This is a genomic window from Micromonospora sp. NPDC049799, from assembly GCF_040656655.1.
Taxonomy (GTDB): Bacteria; Actinomycetota; Actinomycetes; order Mycobacteriales; family Micromonosporaceae; genus Micromonospora.
The window spans coordinates 1-11,611 of the sequence record NZ_JBFAMU010000129.1; the positions used below are offsets into that span (position 1 = coordinate 1).

Sequence of the window (11,611 nt, forward strand, 5' to 3'; positions counted from 1 at the left end):
GGTGCACGCCCTTGGCGGGCGGGGGCCCCGGTGCAGGTACTTGGTGTCCCCCGCCCGCGGCGGTGGCCGGGTCCGCGCGGACCCGGCCACCGGTGGTGGTACGACGGGCCTCAGCTCGCGGTGCAACTCACCGCGGGCGTGGCGTTGGTGCCGTTCCAACTGGCGATGAAGCCGAAGCTGGTGCTGGCGCCCGCGCCCAGCCGGCCGTTGTAGTCGACGTTGCGGGCGGTGTACGTCGAGCCGGAGGCGCTGACCGTGGCGTTCCAGGACTGGCTGACCGTCTGGCCGTTGGCGAACGTCCAGCGGGTCGTCCAGCCGGTGATCGCCGAGGAGCCGGCGGTCACCCTCACCTCACCCTGGAAGCCGCCCTGCCAGGAGTTGACCACGCTGTACGTGGCGGTGCAGCCGGCGCTCGGCGGCGGCGTGGTGGGGGGCGGAGTCGTCGGCGGCGGGGTGGTCGGCGGCGGGGTCGTGGGCGGCGGCGTGGTCGGCGGGGTGGTGCCGAAGACGGTCGCCTCCTTCGCGGTCTGCCGGATCCCGTTGGCGCCGTTGAAGAGACGCTGACCCCAGGTGGTCAGGCGGGCCGGGTCGAAGGCGGTGGCCATGTCCAGGTACTCGACACCGCCGCCGTTGCCGCTCCACGACCAGCCCAACCACCCGATCCCGTTGGCCTGGCTGTACGACAGGATCGTCTCCTCGTCCGGGTTGCCGTCGGAGTGGTCGAAGCCGAACTCGCCGACCACGATGGGCAGGCCCGCGCTGCGGAACCGGCCCAGGTAGTCGCTAATCTCCGCGGCGGTGTCGAAGACGCCGTACATGTGGATGGAGAAGACGGTGTTGCGGTCCGGGTCGGCGGCGAACACCGTCGACGCGTTGTTGCGCATCGTGAAGGACCAGTCCTGGCCCCAGTTGGGCGCGTCCACCATGATCGTGTGGTCCAGGCCGGCGTTGCGCAGCCGCTTGATGGCGTTGGACGTGTCGGTGGCCCAGGAGCCGTAGTTCTGGTTGCCGTACGGCTCGTTGCCGATGTTGACGATGACGTACCTCTCCTGGCCGGCCAGGACGTCGGCGATGCTCAGCCAGTAGTCCACCGCCCGGTCCAGGCTGACCGCGCCGCTCTGCTCGCCGTAGCCGGTGGTGTCGTGGACCTCCAGCACGCAGATCAGCCGGTTGGCCTTGCACAGCGAGATGACGTTGGCGACGTCGGCGTTGCTGTTGCGGGTCCAGCGGTCCCCGCTCGCGAGCACCACCCGTACGGTGTTCGCGCCGAGCGCCTTGACGTTGGCGAAGGAACTGGTCTGCTGCGGGTACCAGGTGTGGGCGTGGTTGACCCCACGCATGACGAACTCCGTGCCGTTGGCGTCGTAGAGCTTGCCGTTCGCCACCGAGAAACCGGTGGCGGCCCGCGCGGGCTGCCCGAACGCCAGTACGCCGACGAGCAGCGCCAGCAGCGCCGCCGCGACGGCGGTAAGTCGTGTCTTCATGGTCTTCCTCACCGAGGGTCCCCCGCTGCCCAGGGCGGGGTGGGGACGTCTCAACCGGCGGCGGCTGCAGCCCGACAGCCGCCACCTGGCTCCCGGCGACGCAGGAATCAGCGTAGGGCGATGGGTGCTCCGGCGCAATGAACCGGTTAAGGAAAGCGTGGTCGATCGGGACGTCAGGGTTGGCCGACGCCCACCGGGGTATCCGGTGACGATCCGCCGGCCCGGAAGGGGAGAGACATGGTCAACGTCGGCTACACCCTGATGTGCGAGCAGGCCGGCCCAAAGGAGCTGGTCGACTACGCGGTGCGCGCCGAGGCCGCCGGCTTCGACCACCTCGTCATGTCCGACCACTACTACCCCTGGCTGGACGCGCAGGGCCACTCCCCGTACGCCTGGTCGGTGCTCGGCGCCGTCGCCCACGCGACCAGCCGGGCGGAGCTGATGTCGTTCGTGACCTGCCCGATCCGGCGGTACCACCCGGCGGTGGTGGCGCAGAAGGCGAGCACCATCGGGGTGCTGTCCGACGGCCGGTTCACCCTCGGGCTGGGTGCCGGGGAGAACCTCAACGAGCACGTGGTCGGTGGCTGGCCGCACGTCGAGCAGCGGCACGAGATGTTCGAGGAGGCGCTCCAGATCATCCGCCCGCTGCTCAACGGCGAGACGTTGACCTTCTCCGGCAACCACTACGACGTGCCCGACGCGTACGTCTGGGACCGGCCGGAGCGCCCGGTGCCGATGGCGATCGCCGCGTCCGGCCGCCAGTCGGCCACCCTCGCCGCCGAGTACGCCGACGGCATCGTCGCCACCGACCCGCTGCCCCACCTGATCGAGATGTACGAGGAGGCCGGCGGCTCGGGTCGCCCCCGCTACGGTCAGGTGGCCATCTGCTACGGCCCGGACGAGGCGGAGTGCCGCAAGATCGCGCACGACCAGTTCCGGTGGTTCGGCCTCGGCTGGAAGGTCAACGCCGACCTTCCCGGGCCGGACGCATTCGCCGCCGCGACCCAGTTCGTCCGCGAGGAGGACGTCGCCCAGGGGATCTCCTGCGGGCCGGACGTGGACCGGCACGTCGAGGCGGTCAAGAAGTTCGTCGACGCCGGCTTCACCCACGTCGCGGTCTTGCAGATCGGCGGGGAGAGCCAGCCGATGTTCCTGGACTGGGCACAGGAGCAGCTGCTGCCGCGGCTGCGGGAGCTGTGAGACCGTCCCTGCTGCGCCGGCCGCGCACCACCGCGGCCGGCCGCTTCGGACCGGCCGAGCTGCGACTCACGCTGGCCGCACCACGGCCCGCCGCCGGGCTGACCAGCGAGTGGCACCTGGTGGACGGGCTGCGGACGCACACTCGGCGCACCGCCGACCCCGGCACCGGAGCACCGCCGGTGGTGCTGGTGCACGGGCTGGCGGTCTCCCACCGGTACCTCACCCCGCTGGCCGTGGCGCTCGGCGACACCCACCCGGTGTACGTGCCCGACCTGCCCGGCTTCGGGCTGACCGAACGGCCCGGCACCGCGTACGACGTGCGGCGGCACGCCGACCACCTGGCGGCCTGGCTGTCCGCGTACCGTCTCCCACCGGCCTGCCTGGTCGGCCACTCCTTCGGCGCGGAGGTCGTGGCGGCGGCCGCCGCCCGGCACCCCGCCGCGGTCCGCGCGGTGGGCCTGGCCGGGCCCACCAGCGACCCGGCGGCCCGCTCGCGGCGCGGGCAGTTCGGCCGCTGGCTGGTGGACACGCTGGTCGAGGCGCCCCTGCAGGCACCGATCCTGCTCCGCGACGTGTGGGACGCGCGCCCCTGGCGGGTGTACGCGACCCTGACCTACTCGGTGCGCAACTCCATCGAGGAGGACCTGGTACGGATCACCGCGCCCACCCTGGTGGTGACCGGCTCGCGGGACCCCGTGGTGCCACCCGGCTGGCGGTCGCAGGTCACCCGGCTCGTCCCCGACGCACGGGACGTGGTCGTGCCCAGGGCGGCGCACAACGTCCTGACCACCGCGCCCGGCCCGGTGGCCGACGCGGTCCGCCGGCTCCTCGCCCTCTCACTGACGAACAGGTGATCGCATGCGCATCGGCAACACGGAGATCCGTCCGGCCGGCGGCGGCCTCGGCTGCCTACTGATGATCCTGTTCTCGGTGGTCGCCTCGATCGTGCTGACCGTCCTGCTCAACCTGGTGCTGTAGCCATCACTGCGCCTTGATGTACCGGACCGGGGACGTGCCCGTCATGCTGGTGAAGTCACGGGTCAGGTGTGCCTGGTCGCTGTAGCCCAGGTCGGCGGCGAGCGCACCGAGGTCGACCGGCGTGCCGCTGGCGGCACGCGCGGCGACCTCGTGCAGACGGTGGCGGCGGATGACCCACTTCGGGCTGACACCGACGTAGGTGGTGAACAGCCGTTGCAGGTGGCGAACGTTCAGGGCGAACTCACGGGCGAGGTCGTCGACGCGGGTGATGGCGGAGTCGGTGGCCGTGCGCGCGACGATGGCGGCAGCCAGCCGGGCGGCCGGGTCAGGCTGCTCGGGTGCCCTGACGGTGAGGAACTCGTCCGCCAATGCCACGGCGGTCTCGTCGTCGGCGGCGAGCACCGCGTCGGCGAGCCGGCGCCCGGGCGGACCGAAGACCGCCTCGACAGCCAGGAAGCGATCGGTGATCGACGCGACGGGCCGGTTGAGGAACGGGTGGAATCCGCCGGGGTGGAACCGCACTCCGAAGACCCTGCCGCTGTCGGACAGCACTTCCCGGAAACGGCCGCGGGGCACCCCGGCGATGCGACACCGGCCGGGCTTGAAGGTCATGTTGACCGACGGATAGGGCAGAACCTGCTGCTCGTAGGGATCCTGGCCGCGCAGGTCCCAGGTGACGACCCAGTAGTGAGCGACGAACGCCCGTAACGCGGGCACGGCGTCGACGGCGCGGAACCGAAACTTCTGCTGCGCTGCGCCAGGGTTGAGGATCGCCGGCACGGCTGCAGGCTAGCACCGCAGACGTGGCCGGTCGCGTTTGTTCAAGACCGCTGCGACCACGTCGCCCTAGCCTGCGCTCATGCCACTTCACACGGTGTTAAACAAGGCAATCATCGAGACGGCGAAGGTGGTGCGCGGCGTCGAACCGGATCAGTTCGGTGCACCGACACCCTGCCGGGACTGGGACGTGCGAGCGCTGACGAACCATCTCCTGCAGGTCGTTCACGCGCTCCAGCTCGCCGGCCGCCGGCTGCCGGTGCCCGGTGACCTGTGGGACCGCGCCCTGATCGACGACGGATGGGCCGCGCACTTCGACGACGCGGGCAGCACCGCGATCGCCGCCTGGGTCGAGGGGGACGCGTGGGAGGGCGGGGTGACCCTGGGCGACATGCGGATGCCGGCTCCGGCAGTGGCCGCCATGCTCGTCAGCGATCTGGCCATCCACGGCTGGGACCTGGCCCGTGCCACCGGGCAGACGTATCGATGCGACGACGACCTCGCCGAGGTGACCTACCGGTTCCTCGCCGATATGGGCGACCAGGGCCGCCGCATGGGCATCTATGCCGCCCCGCTGCCTCCCGTCGGTGACGCCAGGACCTTCGAGCAGGCGTTGGCCCTCAGCGGCCGGGACCCGGGCTGGGCCGTCCCGGTGACTGACGGCGCCCACCCCAGGACCGCTGCCGGCCGCACCCGCTCCACAACCTGAGCGACACCGACCACCGTCATGGTCTGCGACGCAGGCCGAGGGCGGCCAGTACGTCGCGGACCACGGCCCGGGTCGGGGCGACGACGGTGTCCTGTACCCAGTGGACCACCGGGGTCACGGTCGCGCCCCAGACGGCGGCGACCGCCCGCCCCACCGGCCGGACGGTCGTACGCCACACCCATGCGACGGCCAGGACGACCGGCCGCAGTGTCACCACGTAGGTCCACAGCAGCACACGGCCGGCCGCCCACCACGCCCAGCGCACCGCCGCCCACAGCGCGGCTCCGATGCCCCGCAGGCCGCGCCCCAGCCACCGGAGGACGGCGATCAGGCCGGCGAGGAGGGGACGAAAGACCGGGGCGAGGACCCGGCCGAGCCAGATCACCGGGCGCCAGAACAGGTGGTACGCCAGCCAGGCCAGGCCCCTTGCCAGCCACACCAGCGGAAGCCACACGAGCCACCGGGCCAGCCGGACCAGCGCCCGGCCGAGCCACACCAGGGGCACCCACAGCAGGTGCCGCAGCAGCCGGGCCACGGGACGCAGCAGCCAGCGCTCCAGGAACCGACCGACCGGGGTGAGCAGCCAGCGGTCCGTCCACCGGACGCCGGCCCCGAGCAGCTCCCACAGCACGCGGGCCGGCAGCACCACGAGCAGCGCGGCGCCCCGGACGACAGCGACCACGAGCCACGGCGCGTCGGCGGGACGTTCCGGGCGGCGCACCGGCCCCGACGAGTCGATCACCGGCACACCGTAGCGGGCGGCCACCAGGCCGGAGCTCAGGCCGGATCCAGGTCCAGGTCGGCGACGACCGGGTAGTGGTCGGAGGCATGGTCGGCGTCGCCGCCGCGGACCACCCGTACCGTCCGCGTGAGCGGGACGACCGGCGGGGTGGCGAGCAGGTAGTCCAGCCGCGCCCCGACGAACTCCACCCCGCCGTGCCGGGTCGGCACGGTCCTACCCTCGGCCTCGGTCGCGTCACCGGCGTGGGCGGCCCAGAGGTCCACCAGGCCCGCCGCGAGCAGGCGGGACACCGCCCGGGTGTCGACCGTACGGCCGTCGCGGCGCAGGTGCCGGCGGCGGTACCGCACCGGCATGGTGGCCAGCCGCCCGGCATGGTCGACCGTCGGGTCCAGGGTGTTCAGGTCGCCGCCGAGCAGGGCCAGGGAGTCCGGGCTCCGGCGCACGGCAGTCGCCAGCCAGTCGGCCTCCATCCGCCGCCGCCCCCCGGAGTACGGGTACAGGTGGGTGCCGAGCACGGTCATCGGCCCCGCCGACGTGGCCACGCGTACGCGGGCGGCGGCGTGGTGGAACGGACGGCGTACCCGGCCGGCGTCCAGCACCCGCAGCGGCGGGCGGACCAGCACCGCGACCGGCTGCCCGAAGCACGCCCGGGCCAGGTGGGGTCGCATCCCCACCCGGCCCGCGAACCCGCCGAGCGTGTCTGGTCGGTCGAAGCCCCGCAGTTCCTGCAGGAGGAGCAGGTCGGGCCGCAGGTCGGTGACGACCCGGACGATCGCGTCGGTGCGGTCGACGCCGCCCGAGTCCCGGCCGCCGGTCCGGATGTTCCAGGTCATCACCCGCAGCATCGCCGGGTCAGTCCGTCCGACCGGCCTTGACCAGCTCGTCGTCGAGGGTGTCCACATCCTCGGAGGAGATGCTGGGCCGGTTGCCCTCGCGCAGGTCCTCGTTGGGGCGGACCACCCAGTAGAGCAGGCCCACCCACAGCGCGGTGAGGATGATCGCGCCCATGAAGTCGGTCGGGTGGTGCATGCCCCGGTACATCCGGGAGATCGCCACGCCGGTCGGCATGATCACCGCGAGGGCCACGAAGATCCACCGCCACCAGCGGTCGGTACGCGGGAAGACGATCAGCGCGATCGCCGTCCACAGGCACAGCGTCGCGGCGATGTGCCCGGACGGGAAGGACGAGGTCGGCATCGGCCCGTCCAGGTTCCCCACCGGCGGGCGGGGCCGGTCCACCGCGGCGGCCGAGGCGAGGAAGAGGCTCAGCTCGCCGAACATGGTCAACGCCACGAACAGCACCGGCCGCCAGCGCCGCCACACCGCCAGCACCAGCGGGCAGAAGACCAGCGAGACGAGCAGGATGGCGTGGGTGTCGCCGGCCTTGCTCCACCAGTAGCTGAAGTCGTCCCACGCCGGGGTGCGGTGCTCGGCGAACCAGCGCGGCACGTCGGTGTCCAGCGTCGCGAAGAAGGTGCCACCGGCGTGGTAGCTGACGAGCAGCCCGAACCCGTACAGCGCGCCGAGGATCAGCACCCAGCCGACCAGCAGCTCGAACACCGCGGCCCGGGGGTGCGGCAGCAGGTGCGCCTCGTCCGGCGCCGGCGACACGTCGTGCGCGGCCTCCGGCTCCAGGCCCTCGGTCAGCGCCGGGACCCGCCGCCCCCGCTCCAACCGCCACAGCCGGAAGGCGTACGCGGTGACGCCCAACCACGCGGCGCCCAGCAGCCAGGCGCCCAGCACGTCGGAGACGAAGTGCACGCCCAGCGCGATGCGCGTCATCCCGATCAGGAAGACGACCAGCCCGACCAGCGCGATCGCCGGCTTGCGCCAGCGGGGCCGGAGGGCGGGGAGAAAGACCAGCAGCAGCGCACCGTACGCGACGAACGACCCGAGCGCGTGGCCGCTGGGGAAGCTCTGCCCGGCGTAGCTGCCGATCGGCACCTCCACCTCCGGACGGAGCCGGTCGACAAGCGTCTTCACCGCCGGGTCGAGGATCAGCGCGCCGATCCCGGCGATGATGAGGAACACCGCGAGCCGGCCCTGCCGGCGGATCAGCAGGCCGACCACCGCCACCGACACCAGCCACAGGATGACCGCCCGGCCACCGAGGTCGGTCAGCGCGTTGAGCACCGTCACCAACGGGCCGTGCGGCGCCACCTGGTCGTTCAGCCACTGCGCCACGCCGTGGTCGACGTCGTAGAGCGGGCTCCACCGCACCCGGACCAGCACGAGCAGCAACCCGAAGCCGACCCCGCCACCGAGCACGATCGCCAGACCGGCGAGCGTCCGCTCGGTGAAGTGACCCAGGGGTCGCCGCACCACATCCTTGACCGCGCCCACGACAGCCTCCCTCTCTCTGGCGTGCCGCTTTACCCGATCGGCGCTTTGCGTACACCGGGGGCGGTTCGGGGCGGCCCTACAGGGAGGTCATCTCGCCGGTGTCGTGGAGTTCCGCGCGATCGGTCTCGGGCTCCCACAGGTCCGGCTGCGCCGGCTCGTCCACCCCGATCCGCAGCGCCTCCAGTTGGGCGGCGAAGGCCAGCCCACCGAAGAGCGCCATGCCGGTGAGGTTGGCCCAGAGCAGCAGGGCCATCATCCCGGTCAGCGCCCCGTACGTCTGGTTGAAGTCGTCGCTCAACACCACGTACGCGGCGAGCAGGAGGCTGGCCAACCACCACAGCACGGTGGCGATGGCGGCGCCGAAGAACAGCCAGGAGAGGCTCGGCTGGTTACGCCGGGGCGCGTGCCGGAACAACACCGCCACGGCGAGTACGGTCAGCCCGAGGCTCAACGGCCAGCGGACCACGTCCCAGACGCCGTTGGCCACGTCGCCCCAGGCGTAGTGCCGCTGCACGGAGTCGCCGATCGCCCCGCCGGCCACCAGGATCAGAAACCCGACCAGCGCCGGCAGGCCGGCGACGAGGGCGAGGACCGCCGCGCGCACGTACTTCCACAGCGCCGGGCGGTCCCGCTCGACACCGTAGATCCGGTTGGCGCCCCGCTCGATCTGCGCCATGGTGCTGGTCAGCGCGACCAAACCCGTCAGCAGGCCGAGGCTGAGCGCCAGCTCGCCCGCCTCCTCGGTGCGCTCCCCCTCGCCGAGCAGCTCGGCCACCACCTCGTCGCTGGCCCCCGGGGACAGCGCCAGGACGGTGTCGGCGACGACCTCGCCGCCCTCCTCGACGCCCAGCTCGGAGATCAGACCGGTGAGCGCGATCATGAACGGCACGACGGCCAGGCAGAGCTGCAACGCGAACGCCCGGGAGTGGCTGAACCCGTCGCCGTAGCGGAACCGGATGAACGCGTCCCGCAGCAGGTGCCAGCCACCCTGCCGGCGCAGTGTGTGCCAGGCGTCGTCGGCGGACAGCTCCTCGTCGGCCATCAACTGCGTCTCGGGCACGATCCGGGTGCTACTCACGACGCGCCTCCTCGACCAGCTCCTCGCCCCGCTCGGCCGCCGCCTTCGCGTCGTCGGACAGGTCCGGAGCCGCCTCCGGCTGCGGTACGCACAGCCACAGCGCCCGCCGGCGGATCTCCGCCTTGAGGACCCGGCCCGGCGCGATCAGGTCGCCGTCGAGCTCCCGGGGTTGGGGGCGGTTGCTGGTGATCTCCACGCGCCGGGCCCGGAACACCTCCATCCGCGGGACCCGGCCCTGCCGGCGGGCGACCGCCCAGCCGAGGGCGAGCCAGTGCCGCAGGGTGCGCGGGGTGAGCACGGCGACGTCCAGGTAGCCGTCGTCCGGCTCGGCCTCGGTCAGCAGGGTCACGCCGCCCTGGAGGCGGCCGACGTTGGCGACCAGCACCGAGCGGGCCCGGCGCCGCATGGGCTGCTGGTCGTCGATGCGGATGGAGACCTTCATCGGCCGGTCACGCAGGTGGCGGGCGGCGCCTACGACGTACGCGGGCCAGCCGATCCGCTTCTTGGTGGTCTCCGAGGTCGCGGCGAGCATCTGGGCGTCGAAGCCCATGCCGGCCATTACGGTGAAGTGGTGCTCCTCGACCTGGCCGACGTCGAGCAGCCGGCGCCCGCGCTCGACGGCCACCGCCAGACCGGCCGCGAGGTCGTTGGAGAGGCCGAGGTTGGCGGCGAGCAGGTTGCCGGTGCCCTGGGGCAGGATGGCGAGCGCCACGTCGGTGCCGACCAGGGCGCTGACGCAGGACATCACGGTGCCGTCGCCGCCGCACGCGAGGACCACGTCCACGCCGGCCTTGACGGCCTCCTCTGCCTGGCCACGGCCCGGGTCCTCGACGGTGGTCTCGAACCACAACGGCTCCGCCCAACCGGCGGCGGCGAGCGCCTCGTCGACCGTGCGACGCAACTCGTCGAGGTCGTCGACCTTCACCGGATTGACCACCACCGCGGACCGCAGCCCGCCATCGGCGGCCCCGGGCCGCTCGTCCTGTCCAGCATCCACGGCGCAAGTGTGCAGCACGACCCGCAGTTCAGCGAGTCCCCGTGCCGGCCGCGTCGGCAGTCCCACAGAGACGTTTCAACGGGGCCGCCACCGGACCGGCCCGGCACGCCGCCCATCACGCCGTCCCGTCCCGCGATCTTGCACTTTCTGCCGCCGCACAAGCGGCATAGCACCCATAAGGACGACCAAAAGTGCAAGATCGCGTAGGTGGTGGCGGTGGCGGCGCGCAGCACCGTCACGCGGCCGTGCGTAGCGCCGTCTCGATCCGGCGGCGCAGGTCGTCGAGGTCGACGCCCGCCTCGTGCAGGACCAGCGCGGCCAGCCCGTTGCCCTCGCGGAGCAGCCCCAGCAGGATGTGCTCGGTGCCGATGTGCGAGTGCCGCAGCCGGAGCGCCTCGCGCAGGGACAACTCCAGCACCTTCTTGGAGCGCGGGGAGAACGGGCCGCCCGCGTACCGTCGGCGACCCCAGCGCCGGCGCGGCGCTGGCACGGCCTCGCGGAGCGCGTCCGGGCCGAAGCTCTCCTCGATCCGCGCGACGATGGCGGCCAGGTCGATGCCGATCTCCCGCAGCGCGGCGGCGTCGGCGTCGGCGAGGCCGGTGCCCCCGCGTTCGGTGTGCCGCCGGATCCGGTCCCGCAGGTCGTCGGCGGTGATCCCCGCCCCCTGCAGGACCCGCACGGCGAGGCTGTCGCCGTCGGCGAGGACGGCGAGCAGCAGGTGCTCGGTGCCGACCGGCCGCTGACCCTCGTTCCTCGCCTCGTCGCGGGCCCGCCGCACCACCGTGCGGGCCCGGTCGGTGAACCGTTCGAACATCACGCCTCCCAGGAGTTTCCGACCGCCGGCCGCCCGGCGTGCTTCTTGTGCACCGCCTGCCGGCTCACCTCGAGCGCGTCGGCGATCTCCTGCCAGGACCAGCCCTGCCGTCGGGCGTTGTCCACCTGGACCACCTCCAGCCGCTCGAGCAACCGGCGTAGCGCGCGGACTGCGCGCAGCCCGACCCGGGGATCGGTGCTGCCGGCCTCCGCCGCGAGTTCCGTCGCCTGACTCATGTCGTCAACTTACGTTGACAGGGTCGGCCGTGTCAACCATCGTTGACGACAACGAAAGGCCGCTGGCCGGCACCCGTGTTCGGGTGCCGGCCAGCGGCTTGTTTCCCCCTTGGAGGAAGGTCTGTGGTGGTCAGCGGTCAGCTGTTCCAGTGCTCGGTGACGAGGTCGGCGGCCTGCTGCTCCCACTGGGCGTAGTGGTCGGGGTAGGCCGAGACCTGGACGGTCTGGGCGGCCTTGGTCAGCGGCATGTCCT

The 11,611-nt window shown here is 72.6% G+C and carries 12 protein-coding genes; 3 read left to right on the forward strand and 9 right to left on the reverse strand.

Going from position 1 to position 11,611, the window contains the following annotated elements:
- Positions 1–110: 110 nt before the first annotated feature.
- Positions 111–1,484 carry a cellulase family glycosylhydrolase gene (locus AB0I76_RS12795; protein WP_357033971.1) on the reverse strand — a complete coding sequence of 458 codons (1,374 nt, stop codon included), beginning with the start codon at positions 1,482–1,484 and terminating at the stop codon, positions 111–113.
- Positions 1,485–1,721: 237 nt separating this feature from the next.
- Here AB0I76_RS12795 and AB0I76_RS12800 point away from each other — a divergent pair, with 237 nt between their 5' ends.
- Together AB0I76_RS12800 and AB0I76_RS12805 are read left to right on the forward strand one after the other, a co-directional pair.
- The gene (locus AB0I76_RS12800; RefSeq protein WP_357033973.1) at positions 1,722–2,684 is read left to right on the forward strand and encodes a TIGR03557 family F420-dependent LLM class oxidoreductase; all 963 of its coding nucleotides are present in this window, start codon (positions 1,722–1,724) and stop codon (positions 2,682–2,684) included.
- On the forward strand, positions 2,681–3,538 hold the full coding sequence (locus AB0I76_RS12805; protein WP_357033976.1) for an alpha/beta hydrolase: 858 nt from the start codon (positions 2,681–2,683) through the stop codon (positions 3,536–3,538). Before AB0I76_RS12800 ends, AB0I76_RS12805 begins: the two co-directional genes overlap by 4 nt.
- Before the next feature lie 127 nt (positions 3,539–3,665).
- Here the strand turns inward: AB0I76_RS12805 and AB0I76_RS12810 are convergent, their stop codons facing one another.
- Positions 3,666–4,442, reverse strand: a complete 777-nt coding sequence (locus AB0I76_RS12810) for a helix-turn-helix domain-containing protein (protein WP_357033977.1) — start codon at positions 4,440–4,442, stop codon at positions 3,666–3,668.
- 79 nt (positions 4,443–4,521) lie between these two features.
- On the opposite strand from AB0I76_RS12810, the gene AB0I76_RS12815 reads away from it, so the two are divergent.
- The gene (locus AB0I76_RS12815) at positions 4,522–5,148 is read left to right on the forward strand and encodes a TIGR03086 family metal-binding protein (protein ID WP_357033979.1); all 627 of its coding nucleotides are present in this window, start codon (positions 4,522–4,524) and stop codon (positions 5,146–5,148) included.
- 16 nt (positions 5,149–5,164) lie between these two features.
- Here the strand turns inward: AB0I76_RS12815 and AB0I76_RS12820 are convergent, their stop codons facing one another.
- The 7 genes from AB0I76_RS12820 to AB0I76_RS12850 form a co-directional block, all read right to left on the reverse strand.
- On the reverse strand, positions 5,165–5,890 hold the full coding sequence (locus AB0I76_RS12820; RefSeq protein ID WP_357033981.1) for a hypothetical protein: 726 nt from the start codon (positions 5,888–5,890) through the stop codon (positions 5,165–5,167).
- A 35-nt stretch (positions 5,891–5,925) separates the two neighbouring features.
- Positions 5,926–6,735 (reverse strand): endonuclease/exonuclease/phosphatase family protein, encoded by an 810-nt coding sequence (locus tag AB0I76_RS12825; RefSeq protein ID WP_357033983.1) that lies wholly within the window; start codon positions 6,733–6,735, stop codon positions 5,926–5,928.
- 7 nt (positions 6,736–6,742) lie between these two features.
- Positions 6,743–8,233 carry a phosphatase PAP2 family protein gene (locus tag AB0I76_RS12830; RefSeq protein WP_357033985.1) on the reverse strand — a complete coding sequence of 497 codons (1,491 nt, stop codon included), beginning with the start codon at positions 8,231–8,233 and terminating at the stop codon, positions 6,743–6,745.
- A 76-nt stretch (positions 8,234–8,309) separates the two neighbouring features.
- Entirely contained in the window at positions 8,310–9,311 is a 1,002-nt protein-coding gene (locus tag AB0I76_RS12835) for a YihY/virulence factor BrkB family protein (protein WP_357033987.1), read from the reverse strand.
- Positions 9,304–10,308 carry a diacylglycerol kinase family protein gene (locus tag AB0I76_RS12840; RefSeq protein WP_357033989.1) on the reverse strand — a complete coding sequence of 335 codons (1,005 nt, stop codon included), beginning with the start codon at positions 10,306–10,308 and terminating at the stop codon, positions 9,304–9,306. The genes AB0I76_RS12835 and AB0I76_RS12840 overlap by 8 nt, the downstream gene beginning before the upstream one ends.
- Positions 10,309–10,543: 235 nt before the next feature.
- Positions 10,544–11,122: a Clp protease N-terminal domain-containing protein gene (locus tag AB0I76_RS12845; RefSeq protein ID WP_357033991.1), complete on the reverse strand. Its 579-nt coding sequence runs from the start codon at positions 11,120–11,122 to the stop codon at positions 10,544–10,546.
- Complete coding sequence (locus AB0I76_RS12850) at positions 11,122–11,358, reverse strand: HTH domain-containing protein (protein WP_357033994.1); 237 nt, start codon at positions 11,356–11,358, stop codon at positions 11,122–11,124. Before AB0I76_RS12850 ends, AB0I76_RS12845 begins: the two co-directional genes overlap by 1 nt.
- Positions 11,359–11,611: the final 253 nt, after the last annotated feature.